This is a genomic window from Actinomadura rifamycini DSM 43936, assembly GCF_000425065.1.
GTDB lineage: Bacteria > Actinomycetota > Actinomycetes > Streptosporangiales > Streptosporangiaceae > Spirillospora > Spirillospora rifamycini.
Genome location: NZ_AULB01000007.1, coordinates 195,674 through 221,937, shown reverse-complemented (window position 1 = coordinate 221,937; position 26,264 = coordinate 195,674). Strand labels below are relative to the sequence as shown.

The window sequence follows — 26,264 nt, the reverse complement described above, 5'->3', positions numbered from 1 at the left end:
CGATGGGCGGTCATGAGCGAGTTGACGATTCCCGGGGTGCTGGCCCGGGCCGCGGCCACGTCCCCGGACACGGAGGCCGTCGTCGACGGGCCCGTCCGCGTCACCTACGCCGAGCTGCGCGACCGGGTGCGGGCCGCCGCGCGCGCGTTCGCCGCGGCGGGCGTCGAACCGGGCGACCGCGTCTCGATCTGGGCGCCGAACGGGCTGCAGTGGATCGTGACCGTGCTCGGCGCCGTGTCGGCCGGCGCGGCGCTCGTCCCGCTCAACACCCGCTACAAGGGCGACGAGGCGCGCTGGCCGCTGGAGAAGGCCCGGGTGAAGCTGCTGTTCGTCGAGGACGGCTTCCTCGGCATCGACTACCCGGGGATGCTCGGGCAGGACGCGTCCGGCGCCGTCCCCGGGCTGCCCGGCCTGCGCGGCATCGTCACGTTCAACGGGCCCGAGCGGCCCGGCGTGACGACGTGGGACGCGTTCCTCGGCGCGGGCGCGGCCGTCCCGCCGGCGGAGGCGGACGCGCGGGCCGCCGCCGTCGCGCCCGGCGACGTCGCCGACATCCTGTTCACCTCGGGCACCACCGGACGGCCGAAGGGCGTCCTGTGCACGCACGAGCAGAACATCCGGACGTACCGGGCGTGGTGCGGGCGGACGGGCGTCGGCGCGGGCGACCGGTACCTCATCGTCAACCCGATGTTCCACACGTTCGGCTACAAGGCGGGCGTCCTGGCGTGCGTGCTCCAGGGCGCCACGATGGTGCTGCAGCGCGTCTTCGAGGCGGGCGAGACCCTCGCGCTGATCGAGCGCGAGCGGATCACCGTCCTGCCCGGCCCGCCCACGATCTACACGACGCTGCTGGACGCCCCCGGCCGCGCCGACCGCGACCTGTCGTCGCTGCGGCTGGCCGTCACGGGCGCCGCCGACGTCCCCGTCGCGCTCGTCCGCCGCATCCGCGCCGAGCTGTTCCCGCAGGTCGTGACCGCCTACGGGCTCACCGAGTCGTCCGGCACCGTCACCGCCTGCTCGGTGGACGACGACGACGAGACGATCGCGACCACGTGCGGCCGCGCCATCGACGACGTCGAGGTCGTCGTCGCCGACGACAAGGGCGACCCGCTGCCGCCCGGCGAGGACGGCGCCGTCCTCGTGCGCGGCTACAACGTGATGAGCGGCTACCTCGACGACCCGGAGGCGACCGCCGCGACGCTCCGCGGCGGGTGGCTCGACACCGGCGACCGGGGCCGCCTCGACGAGCGCGGCAACCTGCGGATCACCGGGCGGACGAAGGAGATGTTCACCGTCGGCGGGTTCAACGTGTACCCGGCGGAGATCGAGGACGTCCTCGCCCGGCACGGCGCCGTCGCCGAGTCCGGCGTCATCGGCGTCCCGGACGAGCGGCTCGGCGAGGTCGCCCGCGCCTACGTGCGCACCCGCCCCGGCGCGTCCGTCGCCGCCGACGAGCTGATCGCGCACTGCAAGGAGCGGCTCGCGAACTTCAAGGTCCCCCGGGAGGTCGTCTTCGTGGACGACCTCCCGAAGACCGCGTCCGGCAAGGTCCGCCGCGTGGACCTGCCCCGCTAGAGCGAGGCGGCGACGCGGGCGCGGTGCTCGGCGGGGGTGCCCCACGCCGAGTGCAGCGCCCGCGCCTTGCGGATCCACAGCGACGGGTCGTACTCGTCGGTGTAGCCGATCGCGCCGTGCACCTGGAGGGCGGCCTTCGCGGCGCCGTAGCACGCGTCGGACGCGGCGACCTTCGCCGCCGCCGCGTCCCGGCCGAACTCCGGCGTCCCGTGCGCGAGCGCCGCGCCGTACAGCAGCGGCCGCGCGAACTCCAGCTCGACCATCGCGCCCGCCAGGTGGTGCTTGACCGCCTGGTACTCGCCGATCGGGCGCCCGAACTGCCGCCGCGTCTTCGCGTACTCGACCGTCACGTCCAGCAGCGCCCGGCCGAGCCCGATCTGCTGCGCCGCGCACATCAGCACCCCGAAGTCGGGCCGCCCGCCCGGGGAGCCGTCCACGCGGAACAGGCGCCGGGCCGGGTCGAGGGAGGCCAGCGGGCCGCCGGAGGCCGCGCGCGGCTTCCCGTCGGTCCCGAGGACGGCGTCGGCGGCGTCGGCGTCCAGCGCGTGCGGCACGCCGAGCGTCACCATCGCGGTGCCCTCGGCGATGCCCTCCAGCAGCCCGCCGCCGCCCGTCCGGGGCAGCAGCTCCGCCGCCGCGAGCGTCTCGACGTACGGGCCGGGCGCCGCCGCCCGCCCCACCTCCTCCATCGCCGCGACCAGCTCCACCGGCAGCAGGCCCGCGCCGCCGTGCTCCTCCGGCACCGCCACCGCGAACAGGCCGGCTTCCGCGAGCGCCGCCCACACCGCGCGGCCCGGAGCGTGGTCCCCGGACGCCCACGCCCGGACGGTCTTCGCGGTGCCGGCCTCGGCGAGCAGCCGCCGCAGCGTCCCGGCGAACATCCGCTGCTCCTCGGACAGGACGAACTTCACCGTGCCCCCCTCGGCAGGCCGAGCAGCCGCTCGGCGATCACGTTCCGCTGGATCTCGTTGGTGCCCGCGTAGATGGGGCCGGCGAGCGAGAACACGTAGTTCTCCAGCCACTCCGACTCCAGCTCGCCGTCCGCGCCGAGCAGGTCGAGCGCCGTCTCGTGCAGCGCCACGTCCAGCTCCGACCAGAAGACCTTGTTCAGGCTCGACTCGGCGCCGATGTCGTCGTCCCGGGAGATCGTCTCGAAGCCCTTCAGCCGGTACGCGCGCGACCGGATCCAGGCGTCCGCGACCCGGTCCCGCAGCGCCGTGTCCGCCGGGTCGGCCCGCTCCTTCCACAGCTCCACGAGCCGTTCCGTCGCGGCGGTGAACCGGCCGGGGGAGCGCAGCGTCAGCCCGCGCTCGTTGCCCGCCGTGCTCATCGCGACGCTCCAGCCCTTCCCGGGCTCGCCGATGACGTCGCCGTCCGGGACGAACACGCCGTCGAGGAACAGCTCCGCGAACGCGGGCTTGCCGTCGAGCCGCCCGATCGGCCGGACGGTCACGCCCTCGGCGTCCAGCGGGAACATCAGGTACGTGAGCCCCCGGTGCCGCTCGCTGTCCGGGTCGGACCGGAACAGCCCGAAGCCCCGGTCGGCGAACGCCGCCCGCGAACTCCACGTCTTCTGCCCGTTCAGCAGCCACCCGCCGTCCGTCCGGGTCGCCGTCGCGCGCAGCGCCGCCAGGTCGCTGCCCGCGCCCGGCTCCGACCACGCCTGCGCCCAGATCACCTCCCCGGCGGCCATCGGCGGCAGCACCCGCGCGAGCTGCTCCGGCGTCCCGTGCTTCAGCAGCGTCGGCGCCAGCAGGTTGATGCCGTTCTGGCTGACCCGGCCGGGCGCGCCCGCCGCGTAGTACTCCTCCTCGAACACGAGCCACTGGAGCACCGAGACGCCGCGGCCGCCGTACTCCTCCGGCCACGACACCACCGACAGCCGGTCGGCGCCGAGCGTCCGCTCCCACTCCCGGTGGGCCGCGAAGCCCTCCTCGGTCTCCAGCGACGGCAGCGGCTCGGCGGGCACGTGCTCCGCCAGCCACGCCCGCACCTCCGCGCGGAACTCCTCGTCCGCCGTCCCGAACTCAAGATCCATTCGCTGCCGCCTTCTCCGAAGCCGCCTTCATGCTCTTCGCGTCCTGCCCCGCCAGGGAGTCCGCGCCCGTCTCCGCGTTGTGCGCGTGCGCGAGGTGGTGGAGGCCGAACACCGAGTCCATCCCGGTCTGCATGCCCTGGATGTCCTCGGCCTGGTTCACGGCCTTCTTCGTCAGCGCGAGCCCCATCCGGGGCATGGCCGCGATCCGGTCGGCCAGCGCGAACGTCTCCTCCTCCAGCGCGTCCCGCGCGACCACGCGGTTGACCCAGCCGAGCTCGTGCGCGCGCGCCGCCGTCATGCGCTCGCCGGTGTAGAGGAACTCCTTCGCGATGCGCGGAGGCATCACCCACGGGTGCGCGAAGTACTCCACGCCGGGGATGCCCATCCGGACCACGGGGTCGGCGAAGAAGGCGTCGTCCGACGCGACGATCAGGTCGCACACCCACGCCAGCATCAGCCCGCCCGCCACGCACGCGCCCTGCACCGACGCGATCATCGGCTTCGGGATCTCCCGCCACCGGCGGCACATCCCGAGGTAGACCTCCGACTCGCGCGCGAACCGGCTCTCCGCGCCCGCCTTGCCGACGTGGTCCCACCACATCCCGGCCTTGCGGGGGAAGGTGCGGTCGGCGTCCCGTCCCGGGGTGCCGATGTCGTGCCCGGCCGAGAAGTGCGGCCCCGCACCGGCGAGCACGATCACCTTGACGTCGTCGTCCCCGGCCGCCCGGTAGAACGCCTCGTCCAGCGCGTAGGTCATGGCGGAGTTCTGCGCGTTGCGGTACTCCGGCCGGTTCATCGTCACCACCGCGACGTCCCCCCGCCGCGCGTACTCGACCACCATGTTCGCCTCCCTTCTTTCTAACAACTGTTTGGTAGAGTACGCGGCCGGACGCCCCCGCCGTCGACCCCCTCCCGCCGACCGGGACTCCGCCCGGAAGGCGGCCGGGACCCGCCCGGCGCGATGCGCACCAGCGCGCCGGGCATCCTGGGAAGCTCGCTGCGCCGCGACGGCAGGGTCGCCTGGGGCCTCTCGGCCGACATGCGCACCGCCGTCCGCGACCCCGACCTGCTCGCCGCCGGATACGACGCCCTGTGCGACCCCGGCTTCGACGACGGCGTCCGACCGGACGGGCTGATGGCGGTGCCCGTCCCGTACCTGTCCAGGGTGCTCGGCCCGTACGGGGCGCTGCGGCGCGAACTGCGCGCCCGCTTCGAGCTGGACGACCTCAACTACCTCGAGTTCCCGTACGACTGGCGGCGCCCGGTCGCGGTGAACTCCGCCCGCCTCGCCGCCGCGATCCGCCCCCGGCTGGCCGCGCTCGCCGAGCGCGTGGACGGCCCCCGCGTCGTCATCGTCGCGCACAGCATGGGCGGGCTCGTCGCGACGCACTACCTGCGGCACCACGACCACGACGGCGACTGCCACCGCGTCATCACCGCCGGCACGCCCTTCCGCGGCTCGGTGAAGGCGCTCGACTACCTGGTCAACGGCCCGAAGTTCGGCCCCGCCCGGCTGCGCCGCCTCGCCGGGACGCTCCGCGAGGTCCCCGGCGTGTACGACCTCCTGCCGATGTACCGGACGGTCGCCGACCGCCGCGCGGGCGCCGCCGGCGAGGCCCGGCGCCCCGCCGAGATCGTGGACGGCCTCGACCTCGACGCCGCGCGCGTCCGGGCGTCCCGCGCGTTCCTCGCGGACCTGAACTCGCCGCACGAGCGCTCGGGGCTCGTCCGCCCGCTCGTCGGCTACGGGCAGCGGACGCTCCAGCAGGCGACGCTGCGCGGCGGCGGGCGGCTCAAGTGCTCCAAGGACGACGCCCCGGTCCCGGGGCGGGCCGCCTGCCGGGGCGCCCGGCGGCGCCCGGGCCGGGTCAGGACTTGCCGCGCGCCTTGCGCGTCTCGCTCTTGTTGGCCTTCTCGATGGCCTTCACCAGCTCGTTCTTGCTCATGTTCGAGCGGCCCGAGATGTCGAGGCGCTTCGCGACGTCGTAGAGGTGGGTCTTGGACGCGTTGGCGTCCACGCCGCCGGCCGTCTTGCGGGAGGTGTCGCGGCCGCCCTCCGCCTGCGCGTCGGACGGGCCCTTGCCGCCGGACTTCGGCTCCCAGCGGTCGCCGACCTTCTCGTGCGTGTGCTTCAGGGCCGCGTAGGCGACCTGGTGGGCGCGGCGGCCCTCGCCGTACTCCTCGACGGCCGAGTCGTGCGCCTTCGCGAAGGTGCGCTGCGCCTTGGCGTCCGAGCGCTTGATGGTGTCGGGCAGCTCCTCCTTCTTCGCCTGGCCCTTGCCGGTGGTCTTCGGCATCGTCCTGGCTCCCTTCTGATCGCCTCTGCCGGTGGCGATACCCGAGAAGCCCGGTTAATCACGTGGCATGGGTCGCGGCGGGGCCGTCACAGGTAGCGGAGCCACAGGTACGGGGTCGCCAGCGCGATCGTCGCGACGGTGACGACGATGCCGTACTTGGTGAAGTGCCAGAAGCTGATCGGCGCCCCGTTGCGGGCGGCGATCCCGAGCACGACGACGTTCGCGCTGGCGCCGATCGCGGTGGCGTTGCCGCCGAGGTCGGCGCCGAGCGCGAGCGCCCACCACAGCACCTGGCCGTCGTCGCCCGGGTAGCCCTGGACGAGGTCGGCGACGATCGGGCTCATCGTGGCGACGTACGGGATGTTGTCGACGATCGCGGAGATCAGCGCCGATCCCCACAGCAGCACCATCGCGGCGAGCCCGAGCCGCCCCTCCGTCCGCTCGGCGGCGAAGGCCGACACCTCGCCGATGACGCCCGTCTCCACGAGCCCGCCGACCATCACGAACAGGCCCGCGAAGAACACCAGCGTGGGCCACTCGACCTCGCGCAGCGCGTCCTCGGTGGTCACCTTGGTGGCGGCGACGAGCAGGCCCGCGCCGAGCAGCGCCACGACGGACGGCTCGTAGTGCAGCACCGGGTGCAGGACGAACGCGACGATCACGACCGCGAGGACGGCGAGGCCCTGCCACAGCAGCCGCCGGTCGGTGATCGCCTCGCGCTCGTTCAGCGCCATGACCTCCTTCGCGCGCTCCGGGTCGTACCGGAACGCGGAGCGGAACAGCACCCGGCAGAGGAGGCAGAACACGGCGACGAGCACGAGGACCAGCGGCGCCAGGTGGACGAGGAAGTCGTTGAACGACAGCCCGGCGCGGCTCGCGATGATGATGTTCGGCGGGTCGCCGACGAGGGTGGCGGTGCCGCCGATGTTCGACGCCATCACCTCGGCGATCAGGTACGGGACGACCTTCAGGCCGAGCCGCTCGCAGACCAGGAACGTCACGGGCGCGATCAGCAGCACGGTCGTCACGTTGTCCAGCAGCGCGGACGCGAACGCGGTGATGAGCACGAGCATGACCATCAGCCGGTACGGCTTCCCGCGCGCCCGTTTGGCCGCCCAGATCGCGACGAACTCGAACACGCCGGTCTGCCGCAGCACGGACACGATCACCATCATGCCGAGCAGCAGGAAGACGACGTTCCAGTCGACGCCGGTCTCCTCGGAGAAGAACGCCGACTCGGCGTCGGCGACGTGCAGGAGGAGCATGAGCCCGGCGCCGCCGAGCGCGACGGCGGTGCGGTGGATCTTCTCCGAGGCGATCAGGACGTACGCGACGACGAAGATCGCGATTGCGGCGGCGGCCAAGAGGGCTCCGATCGGGTGCGTGGTGCGGGCGGTACGGGTGCGCGGGTCGCTCGTCGGCGCGCCGCGGGCCGATCGTCCGGGACGTTCCCCGTGCGCGCCGGGGGACTCCCCGGCGCGGCCCGTCCCGCGGCGGTCGGGCGGGACCGGCCGGGCGGCTCGCGCCCCCGGCCGAAGCCTCGCGGGTCCGTCGTCATCGGGAGCTTTCGGGGTCGGCGGACGTCACGCCGACCGGACTTCCCGGCACACCGGAGGAGACCTTAACCGGATCCGCGCGTCCCATCCAGACGCGGGGTCCACCGGACGGGCGCGGGGTACGTACGAGACGTGCGCGCACGCGAACTCGCCGTCGAGTACCCGACCGTCACGCCGGACGACGGCGCCCTGGACGCCGCCCGCCTGCTCGCCGGGCACGGGCTCCCGGCGCTGATCGTTGCGGACGCGCGGGGCCGCCCGGTGGCGGTCCTGCCGGGCTCGCGGCTGCTCCGCCTGCTGATCCCGCGGTACGTCCGGGACGACCCCGCCCTCGCGCACGTCTACGACGAGGACCACGCCGACCGGCTGTGCGCGCCCCTCGCCGAGCGGACCGTCGCCGACCTGCTCCGGCAGGACGAGCTGCCGCTCCCGGTGGTCGGCGCCGACGCGACGGTCATGGAGATCGCCAGCGTCATGGACCAGGCCCGCAGCCCGCTCGTCGCGGTCTGCGAGCGGCGCGGGGAGGCGATGCTCGGCGCCATCGCCGTCCCGCACCTGCTCACCCGGCTGCTGCCGGGGGAGTGACCCGCCCCGGCCCGGGTGTCACACCCCGACGCCGAGCGGCACCAGCAGCAACAGCAGCGGCAGGACGAGCGCGGCCACCAGCGAGATGCCGAGCAGCCAGCGGAACACCCGCGGGTTCTCCTCGTCGCCGGTGTTGGCCAGGACCAGCCCGCCGCCGAGGTGCATCGGGCTGATCCCGACCGCGCCGATCACCCCGCAGATCGCGATGAGCAGCGCGGTGAACCCGGCGGACGACTGGTGCGGCAGCGCCGTCGCAGTCAGCGGGATGATCACGCCGAGGACGGCGACCGTGGACGACTCCACGGTGGCGAACAGCGCCGCCAGGTAGGCGATCGCCAGCACGGTCAGCAGCGCGATGTCGATGCCGCCGAGGTGCCCGGCGAGCGTGTCGAGCGTCCCGACCCGTTCGAGGACGCCGACGTACACGAGGACGCCCGAGGTCAGCACGATGACGCTCCACGGCAGGTCCCCGATCACCTGCCGGGTGTCGGGCTTGAACACCACGTGCAGGACGAGGCCCACGAGCAGCGACGCGAACAGCGGGTTCATCCCCAGCGCCAGCACCATCACGAGGAACGCACCGATCCCCGCCGCGGACCCCAGCTCGTAGCGGCTCATCGGCGCGGCGGCCTGGGCGGCGGCGGGTTCGGTGGGCCCGGCGGGGGCTTCGGGCCGCGCGCCGCGGCGGATGAACTTCTTCAGAAGGAGGTACGTCAGGATCGCGGTGCAGGTCTTGATGGCGGCGAGGCCGAGGAACAGGCCGGTGGGGGAGAAGGCGGCGCCCTGCTTCTCGGAGAGCTCCCGGACGATCGCGCCCCACGGGGACAGCGGCGAGAAGCCGCCGACGCCGGCGCCCGCGCAGGCCACCACCGCCATGACGACCGGGTCCATGCCGCGGTTGCGGGCGAGCCGCATGGCGATGGGCAGGACGATCGCGACGGTGGCGCTCGGCAGGGTGCCGATGGCGCTGAGCACGGCGCCGACCAGGAACATCGTCCAGGGCAGCAGCCAGTCCCGCCCGCCGGACGCGCGGACGACGAGGTGGACGAGCCGGTCGATGGCCCCGCTGCGCTGGGCGTGGCCGAACAGGTACATCACGCCGATGATCAGCACGACGATCTGGACGGGGAAGGCGGCGAGGGCCTGCTCGCCCGGCACGCCGGCGATCTTGGCGAGCAGCAGCCCGGCGGGCAGCGCGACGAGCCCGACGTTGACGTCCCGCCAGATCGCCACCGCGAACACGGCGAGCAGCAGGACCAGGGACAGGATCTCGTCGGCGGTCATGGGGTCATCACTTCTCCAGACACGGGACGTTCCTGAACGAAGTGTTCAGTTACGTGCAGAGTGTCGGGCAATCTACGTCACATTTCCCGCCTCCTCAAGGGGGCGGCGCACGGAAAAGCCCCCGGCCGGGTGCGGCCGGGGGCGGGAAGTCGCCGCTGGTCGGAGGGCGCGGCGGCCCCGGATGCTAGGCGGGGGCGTCGAATCCGCTCGCCCAGTACCGGCCGTGGACGGCCAGGTCGAGCAGCATCCGCGCGACCTCCTCGGCGGGCGGGCGCGGGTCGTCGATCTCCAGCCACCACTGCAGGACGGCGGTCTGCTCGCCGACCCAGGCGCGGGCGAGCAGCCCGGGGTTGATGCGCGGCTCGACGCCGTTGCGCTCGGAGCGGCCGCGGAACTCCTCGGCGGTCACCCGCACGCAGGACTCGGTGAACATCCGCAGCGGCTTCCCGTCGCCCTCGCCCCGCAGGATGATCCGGTACAGGTCGCGCTCCTGCTCGGCGTGCCGGAGCAGCTCCAGGACGGGCTTGCCGGTGAAGCCCACGGCGTTCTCGGCGATCAGCGGGCGCTGCCGCGCGCCGAGCTCGTCCAGCAGGTCCTTGGTGAGCCGGGTGAACAGGTCGTCCTTGTCGCGGCAGTGGCTGTAGAAGGTGGCGCGGGCGATGTCGGCGCGCTCGGTGACGTCCTCGACGGTGATCGACGCGTAGCCGCGTTCCAGCACCAGTCCCACCAGGGCGTCGCGCAGCGCCTTGCGCGTCCGCCGTGTCCGCCTGTCCTCAGCCATCGCCGTCCCTCGTTCACCGTGAATCCGCCCGCGCTCGCCGGCGGTCCCCAAGTGTAGAGACCTCTTGACAACCCGAGAGTTACTGAACACTCTGTCTACTATTGGTCTACTGGTACGGAGATGTGCATGAACCTGGGGAGCTACCTGACCCGCAGCGCCCGCTACTGGCCGGACGAGCGCGCCGTCGTCTGCGGCGAGCGCGCGTGGACGTTCCGGGCGCTGGAGGACGAGGCGAACCGGCTCGCGTCGGCCCTGCTCGCCCGGGGGCTGCGGCCCGGCGACGCCGTCGCGTCGCTCGCGTGGAACCGCGGCGAACTGGTCGTGGCCGAGTTCGCCCTCTACAAGGCGGGGCTGCTGCGCGCCCCCGTGAACGCGCGCCTCGGCCGCGGGGAGATCGAGCACGTCCTCGACTACGCGGGCGCGAAGCTGCTGCTGTTCGACGCCGCGCACGCGGACGACGCCCTCGCGGCCGTCCGCGCCGGCTGCGAGCCCGTCGTGTTCGACCCCGGCAACCTCACCGGCGAGGCCCGCCCGCTCACCTACGCCGAACTGCTCGAGGAGGGCGGGCCCGAGCCGGTCGCCGTGGACGTCTCGCCGGACGACCCCTGCACGCTGCACTTCACGTCCGGGTCGACGGGCAAGCTGAAGGCCGCGACGCAGACGTTCGGCAACCGCCGCGCGAACATGCGCAAGCAGATGATGAGCGACGACTCCCGCGCCCGGCCGGGCGTCCGCTACCTGGCGTGCGGGCCGATCACGCACGCCCCCGGGATGGGCCTGCTCGCGGGCGTGTTCGGCGGCGCGACCGCGCACATCCTGCCCGCGTGGGACACCGGCGCGTTCCTCGACACGATCGAGCGCGAGCGGATCACCGCCACGTTCATCGTCCCGGCCATGCTGAACATGCTGCTGGCCGAGCCCGGTGTCCGCGACCGCGACCTGTCGAGCCTGACGAGCCTGCGGATCGGCGGGGCGCCGGTGTCCCCGCAGCGGCTCCGGCAGGCCGTCGAGACGTTCGGGCCGATCGTCGCGCAGGGCTACGGGCTCGGCGAGACCACCAGCGTCGTCGCCGGGATCGGCGCCGCCGCGCTCGCCGAGGCCGTCGAGAAGGACCCCGAGCTGCTCGCGTCCTGCGGCCGCGCCGCCTACGACACCGAGATCCGGATCGTGGACGACGCGGGCCGCGAGCTGCCGCCCCGGGAGGTCGGCGAGATGGTCGTGCGGGGCGAGGACTGCGTCCGCGAGTACTGGCGCGAGCCCGAGCTGACGGAGGAGACGTTCCGGGACGGCTGGGTGCACACCGGCGACCTGGCGTGGATGCGCGAGGACGGCTACCTGTTCATCGTCGACCGCAAGAAAGACATGATCATCTCGGGCGGGTTCAACATCTACTGCACCGAGGTCGAGTCGGCCCTCTACGAGCATCCGGCGGTCCGCGAGGCGTGCGTCGTCGGCGTCCCGGACGAGACGTGGGGCGAGGCGGTCAAGGCCGTCGTCGTCCGGCACGACGGGGCGGACGTCTCCGCCGCGGAGCTGATCGAGTTCTGCGCCGACCGCCTCGACCGCTACAAGAAGCCGCGCTCGGTCGACTTCGTCGCCGAGCTGCCGGTCAACCGCAACGGCAAGACCGACCGCAAGGCCGTGCGGGAACCGTTCTGGGCCGGCGTCGACCGGCGCGTCAACTGAGGGGACCCGATGAGCCACTCCACCTTCACCCTCCGGCCGTCCTACGACGACGACCCCGAGCTGAACGGGCTCGTCGCGTCCCTGCGCGGCTACCTCGCCGGGGAACTGGCCGACTACGAGCGCGAGCACGGCGTCGACCGCACCACCCGGCTCACCCGCGGGCTCCTCGAACCGGTCTGGCGGCGCAGCCGCGAGCTCGGCTTCTACGGGATCCACCTGCCGGAGGAGTACGGCGGCCGCGGCCTGCCGCACACCCGGCTCGCCGCGCTCAAGGAGGAGATCGCCGCGGGCGGGCGCGTCCTCGGGCACAGCGTGCTCGGCGAGATGGGCGGCCCGCTCCGCGCCGGCGACATCTTCCGCCACGCCACCGAACGGCAGATCAAGGAGTACCTGCTGCCGGTCGCGCGCGGCGAGCGGGCCTGCTGCTTCTCGCTCACCGAGGCCGACGCGGGCTCCGACGTCCGCGCCATGCGGACGGTCGCGGTCCGCGACGGCGACGGGTACCGGCTCACCGGCCGCAAGGTGTTCAGCACCGCCGGGCCGTTCGCCGACTTCGCCATCGTCATCGCCCGCACGGACGGCGCGGAGGACGGCGCGAAGGACGCGTACTCGGCGTTCTTCGTCGACCTCGACGCCCCCGGCTGCCGCGTCGAGGACGGCGCGACCCCGATGTCCGGCGAGAACATCGAGGCCGACATCGTCCTGGACGGCTGCCGCGTCCCCGCCGCGAACCTGATCGGCGCCGAGGGCGAGGGCATGCGCATCGGCCTCGGCCGCGTCACCGTCAACCGCCTCCTGCACTGCCCGACGCTGCTCGGCATGGCCCGCCGCGCGCTCGAACTGTCGCTCGTGCGGGCGCAGACCCGGATCGTCCACGGCGCGCCGCTGCTGAAGCTGCAGGCCATCCAGCACAAGCTCGCCGACATGGCCACCGAGTACTACGCGGCCCGCTCGATGACCTACGGCGCCATCGCCGCGCTCGACGCCGGGACCCGCCCCCGCCTCGAAGCGTACATGTGCAAGCTGTACGTCGCCGAGGCCGCGTTCCGGATCCTCGACGAGGCCGTGCAGATCCACGGCAAGGAGGGGCTCGTGCAGGGGACCGAGGTCGAGTACCTGTTCCGGAAGGTCCGCATGTTCCGCGTCCTGACCGGCACCTCGGAGATCCAGCGCAACGCGATCGCGAAGGGCCTGTCGATGTACGCGGAGGTTCTCGCCGCGGCGCCCGCCGGGGAGGCGGCCGGGGAGGGGGCTACGAGCCGAGGGTGAGGGCGACCTTGACGTCGTCGGGGCGGGAGTCGAACGCCTCGGCGAAGTCGTCCAGCGGGACGCGGCGGGTGACGAGGCGGCCGAGCCAGCCCGGGTCGGCCTTCCCGAGGGCGTCCGCCGCGGCCGCGTAGTGCGCCCGGTTCGCGTTCACGGAGCCGACGACCGCGTCGTTCTCGAGGACGATGTCGCGGTTCAGCGCGCCCGCGTCCACGGTCAGGTTCCGTCCCGCGGGCGACACGCCGGTCAGGCACACGACGCCGTAGGCGGCGGTCGACCCGATCGCGCCGAACACGAGCTCCGCGGCGCCCGTCGCCTCGATCACCACGTCCGGCCGCGCCGCCCGCACCGCCGCGTCGAGGCCGTCGTGGTGGTACGCGGCGCCGAGGTCGGCGACGAGGCCGGGCTTCGGGCCGTCCGCGACCCGGTCCAGCACGTGGACGTCCAGGCCCCGCTGGACGCCCAGCAGCGCGGCGAGCAGCCCGATCGACCCCGCACCGGTGACCAGCGCCGTGCGGGGCTCGAACCAGGCGCGCCCGCCGACCCGCTCGACCTGCTCCCACGCCTTCGCGACGACGCTCGCGGGCTCCAGCAGCACGCCGACGTCCGCGAGCGCGGGGTCGAGCGCCACCGCGTACCGGGTCTCGACCCGCCACAGCTCGCTCGCGTACCCGTCGAGCTCCTTGATGCCGCGCTCGGTGTAGCGGCCGTTGCGGCACATGTCGAACTCGCCGTGCGCGCACGCCCCGCACGGCTCCGGGTCGGGCCGCCGGACGACGCCCACGACCAGGTCGCCGGGGGAGAAGCCGCCGCCGGGCGGCGCGTGCCGCACCCGGCCCAGCGACTCGTGCCCGATGACCAGGCGGTCGCGTCCCGGCGGGGCCGCACCGTACTCGCCCGCCGCGATCTCCCGGTCGGTGCCGCACACCCCCAGGGCGAGCCCCTCGACGAGCAGCTCGTCCGGGCCCGGCTCCGGGTCGGGGACCTCGGTGACCGACAGCGAACCCGGTCGCCCGGGGCGGATGGTCAACGCGCGCATGCCGTCTCCTTCATCGCGTGGCGGGGCGCGCCGCCGGCGGCGCGCCGCTGAGGTGCCGGGCGGTGTTGACCAGCCCGACGTGCGAGTACGCCTGCGGGGTGTTGCCCACCTGCCGGCGGGCCGCGGTGTCGTACTCCTCGCTGAGCAGCCCGACGTCGTTGCGCAGGTCGAGGAGCCGCTCGAACAGGTCGACGGCGTCGGCGGTGCGGCCGATGCCGTGCAGCGCGTCCGCGAACCAGAACGTGCAGGCGAGGAACGCGCCCTCGTTACCGGGAAGCCCGTCCACCCCGGCGCCCGTGTCGTAGCGCAGGACGAACCCGTCCCGGTAGAGGTCGCGCTCGATCGCCTCGACCGTCCCGACGACCCGGGGATCGCCCCACGGCAGGAACCCGACCTGCGGGATCAGCAGCGTCGCCGCGTCCAGCGCGTCCGACCCGTAGAACTGCGTGAACGTGTTCCGCCGGGCGTCGTAGCCGTTCTCGCAGACGTCCCGGTGGATCGTGTCGCGCAGCGCCCGCCACCGGTCGGCGGGCCCGTCCTGCCCGTACCGCTCCACCGCCTGGACGGCCCGGTCGACGCCCGTCCACGCCAGCACCTTCGAGTGGACGAAGTGCCGCGGGTCCCCGCGGACCTCCCACAGGCTGTCGTCGGGGTCGCTCCAGTGCCCCTCCAGGAAGTCGAGCAGGGCCCGCTGGACGTCCCACGCGGTCTCGTCCGCCTCGATGCGGGCCTCCCGCGCGAGGTGCAGCCCTTCGATGACCTCGCCCCACACGTCGAGCTGGAACTGCCCGGACGCCGCGTTCCCGATCCGCACCGGCGACGCGCCCTCGTACCCGGAGAGCCAGTCGAGCTCGTACTCGGGGAGCCGCCGCGTCCCGTCGATCCCGTACATGATCTGCAGGTCGGCGGGGTTGCCCGCGACCGCCCGCAGCAGCCACTCCCGCCACGCCTTCGCCTCCGCGACGAACCCGGTGCCGAGGAGGGCCTGCAGCGTGAACGTCGCGTCCCGCAGCCAGCAGAACCGGTAGTCCCAGTTGCGCGGCCCGCCGAGCTGCTCGGGCAGCGACGTCGTCGCGGCCGCGACGATCCCGCCCGTCGGGTGGTACGTGAGCGCCTTCAGCGTGATCAGCGACCGCCGGACGGCCTCGGGCCAGCGGCCCGCGTACCGGAAGTCCTTGATCCAGTCGGCCCAGAACGCCTCGGTGTCGGCGAGGGCCCGCTCGGGGTCCACCGGGTGCGGGCGCGGCTCGTGCGACGGCCGGTACGTCAGGACGAACGGCACCCGCTCGCCCGCCGACACGGCGAAGTCCGCGTACGTCGTCTCGTCGCGGCCCTCCAGCGGCACGGGCGTCTTCAGCCACGCCGCGTCCGGTCCGGCGATCGCGTTGAGCTGCCCGTCGCGGTGCCGCACCCACGGGACGACCCGGCCGTAGTCGAACCGCAGCCGCAGCGCCATATGCACCGGGACCCGGCCGCGGACGCCCTCGACGATCCGGACGACGTCGGCGGCCTCGCCCCGGCGCGGCATCGCGTCGATCACGCGGACCGCGCCCTCGGGCGTCTCCCACTCGGTCTCCAGGATCAGCGAGTCCCCGCGGTAGCGGCGCCGGGCGCACATGCCGCCCGCCGCGGGGGCGATCCGCCAGAAGCCCGCGTGCTCGTCGCCCAGCAGGGCGGCGAAGCACGCGGGCGAGTCGAAGCGGGGCAGGCACAGCCAGTCGATCGACCCGTCGCGGCCCACGAGCGCGGCCGTCTCCAGGTCGCCGAGCAGCCCGTAGTCCTCGATCCGCAACGCCACAGGTTCACTCCTCGGATGGGGGGACGCCCACGTGCGTACCCGTCCGCGGGGGAGTGAAAGCTCGCGCGGGGGAACGTGCCCGCTATCCGGCGACGACGGCCTCGGTCGTGACCGTCCCCGCGGTGGACAGCACCCACGTCGCGGAGATCCGCACCTTCGTGCCCGCCGGGACGGACGGGTCGACGGTGATGGGGAAGTTCGCGCCCGCCTCCTCGGCCCGGATCTCGATCTTCCGCGGCACCGTCACGCCGGGGGTGTCGCTGGTCAGCTCGATGACCGCGCCGAACGGGTGCCAGCGGTCGCCCAGCCCGACGGCCCCGAGGTTGTTCCGGTCGCCCGCGCGCAGCTCGCGGACCACCCCGACCGTGTACTGCTTCGGCACCAGCAGCGGGGCGACCCGCATGGGCGGGTGGCCGAGGTCGGCCGCGATGTCGGTGATCCCGATGCCGCCGACCGGGACGGCCGGGTACTCCATCGTGAACGTGCCGCGGGTGCTCCCGGCGGGGACGACGGTGTAGCGCGGGATCTTCGGCGTGGGGCCGCCGGGGAGTCCCGAGACGTGCGCGACCCGCAGGTCCACCGACGTCCCGCCGATCCCGGCGGGGGCCGCCAGCTCCACCGAGCCGGTGACCTTCGTGCCCGCGACGACCGCCTTGGCGTCCCCGGGGACGTCGAGGTCGATGCCCGTCACGGTCTGCTCGCGCCAGTCGAGCGGCCGCACCGTCACGCTCGTCCCGGCGGTGGCGCCGTCGCGGCGGGCGAGCAGCGGCACGACCGTCTCGTCCTCGTACGCCTCCAGCCGGATCGGGAACGTGACGCTCGTCTTCCCCTCGGGGACGCGCACGTGGCCGCCGTCCGTGGAGTACTGGTAGTTGCCGTCGGCGAACCCGACGCTGATCACTTCGACGCCGAGCCCGCCCGCGGGCGCGGGCGCGGTCAGCCGGACGGTCTGCAGCGCCTCCCCGCCGGCCGTGATGACGGCGGGCGACACGCTGGTCGACGCAACCCGGGGCGTCGTGTCGGCGGCGGCGGACGGGGCGGCGGCGAACGCCGCGGGAAGGGCGAGGGCGAGGGCCGCGGCCCCCAGGCCCGCCCGGCGGTGGATCGTCATGTGGGACATGGGAGCGAAGTTAATGATCTTCGAGGCCGGTGGGCGGCGCGGAGAACGTCCTGTTCGCGGCCCGTAAGAATTGCTGACGCAGCGGGGCCCCGCCGTCGCGCTCCGCTCCGGTCAGGGGCCGAAGTGCGCGAACGGGACCCAGCCCGACAGGTCCGGGGCCGACGCGGCCCGCAGCTCCCGCGCCGCCGCGTGCAGCGCCGCCGCGGTGCCGTCCGGGGCGAACGTCCCGCCCTCGGTGAGGACGTCGTACACGGTGTCGACGATCCACAGCGCGGCCGCGTCCGGGACGGACCAGAGCGTCGCGACCACGTGCCGGTACCCCGTGTACTGCAGGGCGGCGGCGAGCGTGACGGCCTCGTCGGGGAGGGAGACGCCGCCGGTCGCGGTCTTGCAGGCCGACAGGAACGCGAACTCGCCGCCGTGCGTGCTCGCGGCGATGTCCGCGACGGTGACGGTCGTCCATCTGGACCTCCTGAAGGCCGGGATCGTGACGGCACCAGCAGACCGGTGCGCCGGCTTGCGCCGAAAGCACGAAACCGCTTCCGGACCGCTTCCGGCGCCGCACCTCCCGGCCCCGCCTCCCGGCCCCGCCTCCCGGCCCCGCCTCCCGGCCCGGCCGGGTCAGCGGCGGCGGGTGATGCGGGACGGCAGCGCCGCGAACCCCCGGTCGTTGGACGAGCGGACGCGCTTCGCGTTCGCCTCGTCGATCTCGTAGTCGGCGACGAGCCCGGTGATCTCCTCCAGCGCGATCCGGGCCTCCAGCCGCCCGAGGTTCGCGCCCAGGCAGTGGTGGCGGCCGTTGCCGAACGCGAGGGACGCGCCCGTGTCGCGGTCGAGGTCGAACCGGTCGGGGTCGTCGAACACCCGCGGGTCGCGGTTCGCGGAGCCGGTGAGCAGCAGGATCCGCGCCTCCGCGGGGATCGTCGCGCCGTGCAGCTCGACCGCCTCGGTCGTCGTCCGGGCGATCGCCTGCGTCGGCGGGTCCCAGCGCAGCGTCTCCTCGATCCAGTCGGGGATCCGCCCGCCGAACGCCGCCGCCCGCGCCTCCGGGTGCAGCCACGCCGCGTGCCACGCGTTGCCGAGCAGCAGCATCGTCGTCTCGATGCCCGCGCCCACCAGCAGGATCAGTACCCCGACGATCTCCTCGGGGGTGAGCCGGTCGGCCCCGTCCGCCGCGTCGAGCAGCCCCGACAGCAGGTCGCCCCGGCGCTCCCGGCTCCGCTCGACCGTCAGCTCGGTGTAGTACCCGACGAGCGCGCCGATCGCCTGCAGCGCCTCCGGCGGCAGGTCGTCGCCCTCCTCCTCCCGGTACATGATCGCCATGCCGAGGTCGCGGACCTTCGCGCGGTCCGCCTCCGGGACGCCCACCAGCTCGGAGATCACGTCCATCGGGAACCGCGCCGCGAAGTCCGTCATCATGTCGAACGCGTCGCCCTCGACGTACGGGCGGACGCACTCCCGGGCGATCTCCCGGATCCGCGGCTCCAGCTCCATGACGCGCCGCGCCGTGAACGCCCGCGACACCAGCCCGCGCATCCGGGTGTGCCGCGGTGGGTCCATCGCGACGAACGAGAAGAACTTCTCCGCGTCCGGGCCCCAGAAAGCGGGCTCCAGCCGCAGTCCGTTGACACTGGAGAAACGATTCGTGTCCTTCAGTGCCGCAATGACGTCCTCATGCCGGGACAGGGCCCAGAAATCGTCCTTGTCATTCCGGTAGACCGGCGACTCTTCGCGCAACCGCGCGTACACCGGGTAAGGGTCGTCCTGGATCGTGAAGTCGAACGGACTGTAGAAGGTCTCCACGGCGATGTTCTCCCGGTTCGGCGGCGCGCTGCGGAAGCGATCCTGCCTGTTCCGGGGGACGCCCGCCACCAATTCACGACAACTCCGGCCCGCCCGCGTCCCGGTCATGCGGGCGGACGCAATAAAGTGGGCCAAAACATGCGGGAGGCGCCCATGGAACCGGTTCCACCGGGGATCGATCCGACGAAGGCTCACCCTTCGCGCCGCTACAACTACTGGCTGGGCGGCAAGGACAATTTCGCGGTCGACCGCGAATCCGCCGAGACGGTCGCGTCCGGCTTCCCCACCGTCGCCCTCGCCGCCCGCGAGAACCGCAAGTTCATGGCCCGCGCCGTCCGGTACCTCGCCCGCGACGCCGGGATCACCCAGTTCCTCGACATCGGGACCGGGCTGCCGTCGGCCGGGAACGTCCACGAGGTCGCCCAGGCGATCGACCCGGCGTCCCGCATCGTCTACGTCGACAACGACCCCGTCGTCCTGGTCCACGCGCGCGCCCTGCTGACCAGCTCGCCCGAGGGCCGCACCGCCTACATCGACGCGGACCTGCGCGAGCCGGAGAAGATCCTCGCCGCCCCCGAACTCGCCGCGACCCTCGACCTCACCCGTCCCGTCGCGCTGATGCTCGTCGCGATCATGCACTTCGTCTCCGACGACGAGGACCCGTACGGGCTCGTCGCGCGGCTCGTCGGCGCCCTCCCGCCCGGCAGCCACGTCGTCATCACGCACGCCACCGGCGACCACCTCACGCCCGGCCAGTACGAGGAGGCCGTGGAGACGAACCGCCTCAGCGGCGTCCCGTTCAGCCTCCGCACCCGCGCCGAGTTCACCCGATTCTTCGACGGCCTCGACCTCGTCGACCCCGGCGTCGCCAACGTCGTCGAATGGCGCCCCGACCTCCCGCCGCGGCACCGCCCCAGCGTCGAGGACGTCTCGATGTACTGCGCCGCCGCCCGCATCCCCTGATTCGCCCGCCCACCGCGCGGGCATGCTCCGGTGAGCGATGCCCGATGTGCGCCGACTGGCCGAGCGGACGCCGCCGCCCTCCACCTCCAGGGCGCCTGACCGGCCGCGGCAGGCCCGCGCCCCCGCGCGCGGGCACGCCCCCGCTCACGGGGCCGGGGTGCGGTAGCGGTCGAGTTCCCAGGGGTCGTGGGCGCTGAAGACCTCGACCTGGTCGCCGTGCCGGCGGAGGAGTTCGCGGAGCCGGGCCTGGGTGCCGAGCCTGAGGTCGCGGTGGGTCTCCGAACTGGTCTGCACGAGGTCCAGGACCGGGTGCGGGTGCGGGTCGGGGTCGAGTTCCCGGTGGTAGTAGTAGGCGTCCCCGCAGTGCAGGAGCCAGCGGTCGCCGTCGTGCACGGCGACCCCGGTGTGGCCGGCGGTGTGGCCGCCGAGCGGGACGAGACGGAATTCCGGGCCGAGCCCCTCGGGCCGCAGGGAGACGAAACCGAACCAGTCGGGGCCCGAGTCGGTGGCGTAGGCGACCCAGTCCGGGTCGTGTGCCCAGTGGGCCGGGCGGTACCGGAAGCTCGGCGCCTGGCGGGCGGCCGCGTCGAGTTCGGCCGCCAGGACGTGGACGCGGGCGGCGGGAAAGTCGGGCAGGCCGCCGCAGTGGTCGACGTCCAGGTGGGTGACGATGATGTGGCGCACGTCGTCGGGCGAGTAGCCCAGCCCCGCGATCTGCCGTATGGCGGTCTCCCGCTCGTCCAGTACCGGCTCCGCCAGCTGGACCCAGTCGGCGCCGAGGGTGCCGGCGGGGTCGCGCACGTCGTCCAGGCCCAGGCCGGTCTCGACGAGGACCAGCCCGTCGGAGTCCGTCTCGACCAGCAGGCAGTGGTTGACGGCGTGTGCGGGAGCCGGGCCCCGGTAGGTGGCTTCGATCTGCCGGACGGACCCGCAGTTGAGGTGGTGGATCTGCATGGCGGCCAGCCTGTAACTTGAACCGCGGTTCAAGTCAAGGAGGAGCGATGGGCGGGACGCTGCTGGACATTTCCGAGGTTGCCGAACGGTCCGGGCTGACGGCGTCGGCGCTGCGGTTCTACGAGAGGCGCGAGCTGATCTCCCCGGCGGGACGCAACGGGCTGCGGCGGATCTACCGGCCGGACGTCCTCGACCGCCTCGCCCTCATCTCCTGCGCCCGGAGCGCGGGGTTCACCATCGCCGAGATCGCCGGCTTCCTGCGGGCGACGCCCGGCGACGACGCTTTGCGCGCCCGCATGGCCGACAAGGCCCGGGCCCTGGAGGAAGACATCGCCCGCCTCACCCGCATGCGCGACAGCCTCCACCACGCATCGACCTGCACCCACACCCCGCTCGTCGAATGCCCCCACTTCAAAACCACCCTCCGCGACCCGCGGCAACTCGGGGACGCCGAACCGGAGTGATTCCGGACGCCCGTCGCCCGGCGGTCATTCGGTGGGTGGGGGCGTGCAGAGGCGGTCGAAGGTCTCGATGAGGGCCGCCATGTCGACCGAAGGGTCGAGGAGCCACTGGAGCTGGAGGCCGTCGGAGACGGCCACGAGGAGGCGGGCCAGGTGCTCGGCGTCCTCGTCGGCGCGGACGGTGCCGGCCCGGCGGCCCGACTCCAGGCCGCGGGCGATCGTGGCGGTGAGGTCGCGGTAGCGGTCGGCGAAGAAGCCGTGCGCGGGGTGGGACGGGTCGGTCGCGGCGGACGACAGCGCGACGAACAGGCGGACGAGGCCCGGCTGGTCCATGTTGTGCCGGACGGTCCGGGCGACGGCCTCGCCGGGGCCGCCGGACTCGGCGCAGGCCGCGAGGTCGAGGGTGTCGCGGCGGCGCAGGACGGCGAGGAGGAGCTCCTCGCGGGAGCCGAAGTAGTGCAGGACCCCGGCCTGCGACAGGCCGACGCGGTCGGCGATCTCCTGGAGGGACGCGTCGCCCCGGCGGGCGAACACCTCGAGCGCGGTGTCGAGGATCTGCTCCCGTCGCCGGACGCCCTTGCGGTACGGGCCGCGCGGCTTGCGTTGGGTCGTCACGGGCCCGACCGTACTGCAGGCCCGGAAATGAGATGGTTTCGTGTCTGGACGCGAAATCTGAATTTCATTAGGTTTCCGGCATGCGCTCCAAGATCGCGGCCCTGGCGGCCGGAACCGTTCTGCTGCCGGCCGCGTTCGCGGCCCCGCCCGCCGCCGCCGACGAGGCGTCCGGGCGGCGCACGGTCGAGGTCGCGTCGTTCGACGGCACGAAGATCGTCACGAACTTCTTCCCGGCGCCCGGGCTGGCGAAGGGCGAGCGCGCGGAGTCCGTCCTGCTGGGGTCGGGGTTCGGCGGGCGCGGTGCGACCGACCCCGAGTCGGGCGAGCTGGGCTACCTGCTGGACGCCGGGTACAACGTGGTCACCTGGAACCCGCGCGGGTTCGGGTCCGGCGGGGCGGTGCAGATCGACCACCCGCAGGCCGAGGGCCGCGACATGCGGAAACTGATCGACTGGATCGCGCGGCAGCCCGAGGCGAAGCTGGACGGGCGGGGCGACCCGCGGCTCGGCATGGCGGGCGGCAGCTACGGCGGCGCGATCCAGCTCGTGACGGCCGGGATGGACGACCGCGTGGACGTGATCGTCCCCGGCTACACGTACCACTCGCTGAACGACGCCCTGTACCCCAACCGGACGATCAAGGCCGGGTGGGCGTTCGGGCTGTGCTCGGCGGGCCTCCAGAACGGCAACCGGTTCCACCCGCGGGTCTCGTCGATCTGCCTGCGCGCGCTGGCGACCGGGACGGTCACGAAGCCGGACGAGCAGTGGATGCGGGAGCACGGCCCCGACTTCCTGATGAAGAACATCGACATTCCGACGCTGTTCGTCCAGGGCGTCACCGACACCCTGTTCCCGGTGAGCCACGCCGTCGCCGGGTACCGGAAGGTCAAGGCGAACGGCGCCCCGGTGAAGATGGTGTGGACGTGCGGCGGCCACGCGAACTGCATGGACGCCGAGCACGACGCGTCCGTCGACCGCGAGGCGACGCTCGCGTGGTTCCAGCGGTACCTGCGCGGCGACCGGAGCGTCCGGACGGGCCCGGAGTTCACGTACCCGGACAACACCGGCGCCCGGCACTCCGCCGCGGCGTTCCCGCCCCCGGCGGCGAAGCCGGCCCGCGGGTCGGGCGAGGGCACGACGCTGTTCAGCCCGGCCGACAACTCCGGCGCCATGTTCACCGGCGGGTACTCGCGCAACGCGATCGAGGTCCCGGTCGACGCGCCGGACGGCGGGGTGCTGGTCGGGGCGCCGAAGCTGACGATGCGGTACAAGGGCCGGGCGACGAACGCGAAGACGTCCGTCTACGCGCAGCTGGTCGACGCGAGCGTCCCGGTGCCGGGCGACCTGCCCGCGTCGGTGATCCCGCCGCTCGGCGAGGGCGACCCGCAGGTCGTCAACGGGATGGTGACCCCGGTGCCGGTCACGCTGGACGGCACCGCGCGGCGGCTGACGATCGACCTGGAGGACGTCGTGTGGCGGCTGCGTCCCGGCTCGGAGCTGAAGCTCCAGATCATCCCGAACAGCGCGGTGTTCAACCAGCAGCGCGCCGCAGGCTGGATCACGGTGGACGCGGCGACCGTGACGGTCCCGACCGCCGCGGGCTGACGTGCCGGCGCCGGGCCCCGGCGGGGCCCGGCGCCGCCGCTCACGCCAGCACGCAGTGCGTGCCGCTGAAGATCGTCGGCATGCACTTGTTGCAGTGGATGCACAGCGACTTCGTCGACGCGTCGGCCTGGATGCGGTTGATCAGGTCGGGCTCGCGCAGCAGGGCGCGGCCCATCGCGACGAACTGGAAGCCCTCCGCCATCGCGAGGTCCATCGTGGCGCGCTCGGTGACGCCGCCGAGCAGGACGAGCGGCAGGTCGAGCGCCGCGCGGAACTGGCGGGCGCTGTCGAGCAGGAACGCCTCCTCGTACGGGTACGCGCGGATGAACTTCTCGCCCGCGAGCCGGACGCCGAGCTTCAGCGGCTGCGTGAACGTGTCGGCGAACTCGCGCACCGGGGCGTCCCCGCGGAACAGGTACATCGGGTTGAGCAGCGAGCTGCCCGCGGTGAGTTCGAGGGCGTCGACGGTGCCCTCCTGCTGGAGCCACGTCGCGACCTGGAGGCTCTCGTCGAGCCAGAACCCGCCGGGCACGCCGTCGTCCATGTTCAGCTTGGCGAGGATCGCGATGCGGTCGCCGACGGCCTCGCGGACGGCGCGGGCCGCGCCGAGCGCGACCTTCGCGCGGTTCGCGAGCGAGCCGCCGTACTCGTCCGTCCGCTTGTTGAGCTTCGGGGAGAGGAACGAGCTGGCGAAGTAGTTGTGCCCGAGGTGGATCTCGACGGCGTCGAACCCGGCCTCGATCGCCATCAGGGCGGCGTCCGCGTGGGCGCGGGTAAGGCGCTCGATGTCGGCGCGGGTCGCCGCGCGCGTCATCCGCATCGACATGGGGTTGAACGATCTGCTCGGCGCGATCGACGGCACGCCGTTGGAGCGGCCGTTCGCGACGGGTCCGGCGTGCCCGATCTGGGCGGACGCGGCGGCGCCCTCGGCGTGCACGGCGTCGGTGAGGCGGCGCAGGCCGGGCAGCGCCTCGGGGCGCCAGTGGATCTGGTCGTACTCGGTGCGCCCGTCGGGCGCGACCGCGCAGTACGCGACGGTCGTCATCGCGACGCCGCCGGCCGCGTGCGCGCGGTGGAACCCGACGAGGTCGTCGGTGACGAGGGCGCCCTTCGTCATGCCCTCGAAGGTCGCGGCCTTGATCGTGCGGTTGCGCAGGGTCAGCGGGCCCAGCCGGGCGGGCTCGAAGACGTCCGGGGTGGTCATGTGCGCCTCCAGGCGGTCAGAGCTGCACGGTCAGAGTTGCACGGTCAGAGCTGCCACGCGGTCGGCTGCGCGTCGGGGCGCATCGCCGCGTCGGTCCCGCCGTCCACGAACAGGACGGCGCCGGTGGTGAAGCGGGCCTCGGGCTTGAGGAACTGGTGGACCCAGAACGCGATGTCCTCGGGCTCGCCGAAGATCCCGAGCGGCATCGGGGTGGGGAACCGGTCGGGGTCGAAGTCGGCGTCGGCACCGGTCGAGCCGGTCATCAGCGGGGTCAGCACGGCGCCGGGCGCGATCGCGTTGAGCAGCACGCCCTGCCGCGCCCACTCGGGGACGACGGCGGTGCGGCGCACCCAGCGGGCCAGCGCGAACTTCGAGGACGCGTACGCGACGATCGACGGCGGCGCGAGTTCGGCGAGCTCCGCCGGCACCTCCCGCGCGGCCTCCTCGGCCCGCGCGCGGGCGGCGTCCTCGTCGCCCGCGAGGGCGTGCCCGACGAGCGCGTCGTCGATCATCGGGACGGTCGTCGCGGAGTTCGACGCGATGACGACGGCGCGGCCCGCGCCGGAGCGGGCGAGGGCGGGGCGCAGGCCGTCCAGCACGGCGACCGGCCCGAAATAGTTGATCGACATCACGGCGGCGGAGTCCGGCATGTCGGGCCCGACGCCCGCGATGGCCGCGGCGCCGTCGAGGGTGCCGCCGCAGCGCTCCAGGACTTCCGCGACGGCCGACGCGCGGCCCTGCGCGGTGCCGAGGTCGGCGATGACGTCCGCGTCGCGCAGGTCGACGCCGATGACGGTGTGCCCGGCCTTGACCAGGACGTCCCGGGTGGCGGCGCCCATGCCCGACGCGGTTCCGGTGACGGCGAAGGTTCCCATGCCCGATCTCCTCACGGTCGGTCAAATCGCTCACACTATTCAATCACTGATTGATTTGTGATTGCAGCAGGTGTGGTGCAATGTGCGCATGGCCCCTGCTCCGACCTCCACCCGCGACCGGCTGCTCGACGCCGCCGAGCGGCTGTTCCTCGCCAAGGACGCCGATCAGGTGTCCGTCCGGGCGATCAACGCCGAGGCGGGGCTGAACCCCGGCGCCGTCCACTACCACTTCGGCTCCCGGGAGGGCCTCGTCACCGCGCTCCTGGAGCGGGAGCTGCTGCCGCTGTGGGGGGAGCGGCTGGAGGGCATCGCCGAGCGGTCCGCCGCGAGCGAGGACGGCGGCGCCCCGTTCGCCGTCGCGGACCTCGTCGCCGCGATCGTCGAGCCGTTCGAGGAGCTGGTCCGCACCGGCAAGGGCCGCATGCTCTGCCATCTGCTGGCCCGGTCGGTGCTGGCCGCGTCGCGGCTGCCCGCCAGCTCCCCGTGGTTCGGGCAGGCGCCGTTCGAGGTGATGCTCGGCCGCGCGCTCCCGGACCTGACCGTCCGCGAGGTCGCCGACCGGTGGCGGCTGGCGTTCACGCTGCTCCTGGAGATCTACGGGCGCGCGGTCGCGCCCGCCGACGCGCCCGCCGCGCCCCTCCCCGAGACCCGCACCGTGATCGCGTTCGTCACCGCCGGGCTCACCGCGCCGCCCGCCGACCGCGACCGGCGCCGCCCGCGGTAGCGGGGCGTCCAACAGGCGCCGTGCATTACGTCACCG

At 73.7% G+C, this 26,264-nt stretch carries 24 protein-coding genes and 1 pseudogene; 9 read left to right on the top strand and 16 right to left on the bottom strand.

Annotated elements, in window-relative coordinates:
* The first annotated feature begins 12 nt into the window (after positions 1–12).
* On the top strand, positions 13–1,575 hold the full coding sequence (locus H505_RS0103640; protein ID WP_026400880.1) for a FadD3 family acyl-CoA ligase: 1,563 nt from the start codon (positions 13–15) through the stop codon (positions 1,573–1,575).
* Here H505_RS0103640 and H505_RS0103635 read toward each other — a convergent pair.
* From H505_RS0103635 to H505_RS0103625, 3 genes are read right to left on the bottom strand one after another with little or no spacing between them, the layout of a single operon-like run.
* Positions 1,572–2,486 carry an acyl-CoA dehydrogenase family protein gene (locus H505_RS0103635; RefSeq protein ID WP_026400879.1) on the bottom strand — a complete coding sequence of 305 codons (915 nt, stop codon included), beginning with the start codon at positions 2,484–2,486 and terminating at the stop codon, positions 1,572–1,574. The two genes, H505_RS0103640 and H505_RS0103635, sit on opposite strands and share 4 nt — an antisense overlap.
* Positions 2,483–3,613 (bottom strand): acyl-CoA dehydrogenase family protein, encoded by a 1,131-nt coding sequence (locus H505_RS0103630; RefSeq protein WP_026400878.1) that lies wholly within the window; start codon positions 3,611–3,613, stop codon positions 2,483–2,485. The genes H505_RS0103635 and H505_RS0103630 overlap by 4 nt, the downstream gene beginning before the upstream one ends.
* Positions 3,603–4,454: an enoyl-CoA hydratase gene (locus H505_RS0103625; protein WP_051300167.1), complete on the bottom strand. Its 852-nt coding sequence runs from the start codon at positions 4,452–4,454 to the stop codon at positions 3,603–3,605. Before H505_RS0103625 ends, H505_RS0103630 begins: the two co-directional genes overlap by 11 nt.
* 120 nt (positions 4,455–4,574) lie before the next feature.
* Between H505_RS0103625 and H505_RS52665 the strand changes: the two are divergent.
* Positions 4,575–5,171, top strand: a pseudogene (locus H505_RS52665) (esterase/lipase family protein); the annotation flags it as partial.
* 310 nt (positions 5,172–5,481) lie between these two features.
* On the opposite strand, the gene H505_RS0103615 reads toward H505_RS52665, so the two are convergent.
* Positions 5,482–5,910: a ChaB family protein gene (locus H505_RS0103615; RefSeq protein WP_026400876.1), complete on the bottom strand. Its 429-nt coding sequence runs from the start codon at positions 5,908–5,910 to the stop codon at positions 5,482–5,484.
* Positions 5,911–5,996: 86 nt separating this feature from the next.
* Positions 5,997–7,274, bottom strand: coding sequence for an ArsB/NhaD family transporter (locus tag H505_RS0103610; RefSeq protein ID WP_245592425.1), 1,278 nt, complete (start codon positions 7,272–7,274; stop codon positions 5,997–5,999).
* A 324-nt stretch (positions 7,275–7,598) separates the two neighbouring features.
* Here H505_RS0103610 and H505_RS0103605 point away from each other — a divergent pair, with 324 nt between their 5' ends.
* Entirely contained in the window at positions 7,599–8,051 is a 453-nt protein-coding gene (locus tag H505_RS0103605; RefSeq protein WP_026400874.1) for a CBS domain-containing protein, read from the top strand.
* 18 nt (positions 8,052–8,069) lie between these two features.
* Here the strand turns inward: H505_RS0103605 and H505_RS0103600 are convergent, their stop codons facing one another.
* The gene (locus tag H505_RS0103600; protein ID WP_026400873.1) at positions 8,070–9,335 is read right to left on the bottom strand and encodes an SLC13 family permease; all 1,266 of its coding nucleotides are present in this window, start codon (positions 9,333–9,335) and stop codon (positions 8,070–8,072) included.
* Between the two features lie 184 nt (positions 9,336–9,519).
* The gene (locus tag H505_RS0103595) at positions 9,520–10,116 is read right to left on the bottom strand and encodes a TetR/AcrR family transcriptional regulator (RefSeq protein WP_026400872.1); all 597 of its coding nucleotides are present in this window, start codon (positions 10,114–10,116) and stop codon (positions 9,520–9,522) included.
* Between the two features lie 126 nt (positions 10,117–10,242).
* Here H505_RS0103595 and H505_RS0103590 point away from each other — a divergent pair, with 126 nt between their 5' ends.
* Together H505_RS0103590 and H505_RS39650 are read left to right on the top strand one after the other, a co-directional pair.
* Positions 10,243–11,802, top strand: a complete 1,560-nt coding sequence (locus H505_RS0103590; RefSeq protein ID WP_026400871.1) for a class I adenylate-forming enzyme family protein — start codon at positions 10,243–10,245, stop codon at positions 11,800–11,802.
* Between the two features lie 9 nt (positions 11,803–11,811).
* On the top strand, positions 11,812–13,071 hold the full coding sequence (locus H505_RS39650) for an acyl-CoA dehydrogenase family protein (RefSeq protein WP_051300165.1): 1,260 nt from the start codon (positions 11,812–11,814) through the stop codon (positions 13,069–13,071).
* On the opposite strand, the gene H505_RS0103580 is transcribed toward H505_RS39650, so the two are convergent.
* The 5 genes from H505_RS0103580 to H505_RS0103560 form a co-directional block, all read right to left on the bottom strand.
* Complete coding sequence (locus tag H505_RS0103580) at positions 13,055–14,107, bottom strand: glucose 1-dehydrogenase (RefSeq protein ID WP_026400870.1); 1,053 nt, start codon at positions 14,105–14,107, stop codon at positions 13,055–13,057. The genes H505_RS39650 and H505_RS0103580 overlap by 17 nt on opposite strands.
* Positions 14,108–14,117: 10 nt before the next feature.
* Positions 14,118–15,899: a glycoside hydrolase family 15 protein gene (locus H505_RS0103575; RefSeq protein ID WP_425248241.1), complete on the bottom strand. Its 1,782-nt coding sequence runs from the start codon at positions 15,897–15,899 to the stop codon at positions 14,118–14,120.
* An 88-nt stretch (positions 15,900–15,987) separates the two neighbouring features.
* On the bottom strand, positions 15,988–17,025 hold the full coding sequence (locus H505_RS0103570; protein WP_157432892.1) for a hypothetical protein: 1,038 nt from the start codon (positions 17,023–17,025) through the stop codon (positions 15,988–15,990).
* 111 nt (positions 17,026–17,136) lie between these two features.
* Positions 17,137–17,511 (bottom strand): CHAT domain-containing protein, encoded by a 375-nt coding sequence (locus tag H505_RS48710; protein ID WP_084549814.1) that lies wholly within the window; start codon positions 17,509–17,511, stop codon positions 17,137–17,139.
* Between the two features lie 135 nt (positions 17,512–17,646).
* Positions 17,647–18,936, bottom strand: coding sequence for a cytochrome P450 (locus H505_RS0103560; protein WP_084549812.1), 1,290 nt, complete (start codon positions 18,934–18,936; stop codon positions 17,647–17,649).
* A gap of 45 nt (positions 18,937–18,981) precedes the next feature.
* Here H505_RS0103560 and H505_RS0103555 point away from each other — a divergent pair, with 45 nt between their 5' ends.
* Positions 18,982–19,791, top strand: coding sequence for an SAM-dependent methyltransferase (locus H505_RS0103555; protein ID WP_026400865.1), 810 nt, complete (start codon positions 18,982–18,984; stop codon positions 19,789–19,791).
* A 144-nt stretch (positions 19,792–19,935) separates the two neighbouring features.
* On the opposite strand, the gene H505_RS0103550 is transcribed toward H505_RS0103555, so the two are convergent.
* A complete protein-coding gene (locus tag H505_RS0103550) occupies positions 19,936–20,745 on the bottom strand; it encodes an MBL fold metallo-hydrolase (RefSeq protein ID WP_034516508.1) in 810 nt (269 codons plus the stop codon).
* A 47-nt stretch (positions 20,746–20,792) separates the two neighbouring features.
* Between H505_RS0103550 and H505_RS0103545 the strand changes: the two genes are divergently transcribed.
* Positions 20,793–21,209 (top strand): MerR family transcriptional regulator, encoded by a 417-nt coding sequence (locus H505_RS0103545; protein ID WP_026400863.1) that lies wholly within the window; start codon positions 20,793–20,795, stop codon positions 21,207–21,209.
* A 24-nt stretch (positions 21,210–21,233) separates the two neighbouring features.
* Here H505_RS0103545 and H505_RS0103540 read toward each other — a convergent pair whose 3' ends face one another.
* Positions 21,234–21,821 carry a TetR/AcrR family transcriptional regulator gene (locus tag H505_RS0103540; protein ID WP_026400862.1) on the bottom strand — a complete coding sequence of 196 codons (588 nt, stop codon included), beginning with the start codon at positions 21,819–21,821 and terminating at the stop codon, positions 21,234–21,236.
* Positions 21,822–21,901: 80 nt separating this feature from the next.
* Here H505_RS0103540 and H505_RS0103535 point away from each other — a divergent pair, with 80 nt between their 5' ends.
* Complete coding sequence (locus H505_RS0103535; protein ID WP_026400861.1) at positions 21,902–23,425, top strand: CocE/NonD family hydrolase; 1,524 nt, start codon at positions 21,902–21,904, stop codon at positions 23,423–23,425.
* Between the two features lie 40 nt (positions 23,426–23,465).
* Here H505_RS0103535 and H505_RS0103530 read toward each other — a convergent pair whose 3' ends face one another.
* A complete protein-coding gene (locus H505_RS0103530; protein WP_026400860.1) occupies positions 23,466–24,629 on the bottom strand; it encodes an NADH:flavin oxidoreductase in 1,164 nt (387 codons plus the stop codon).
* 44 nt (positions 24,630–24,673) lie between these two features.
* Positions 24,674–25,504, bottom strand: coding sequence for an SDR family oxidoreductase (locus H505_RS0103525; protein ID WP_026400859.1), 831 nt, complete (start codon positions 25,502–25,504; stop codon positions 24,674–24,676).
* A gap of 88 nt (positions 25,505–25,592) precedes the next feature.
* Between H505_RS0103525 and H505_RS0103520 the strand changes: the two genes are divergently transcribed.
* Positions 25,593–26,228: a TetR/AcrR family transcriptional regulator gene (locus H505_RS0103520; protein ID WP_026400858.1), complete on the top strand. Its 636-nt coding sequence runs from the start codon at positions 25,593–25,595 to the stop codon at positions 26,226–26,228.
* The last annotated feature ends 36 nt before the right edge of the window (positions 26,229–26,264 follow it).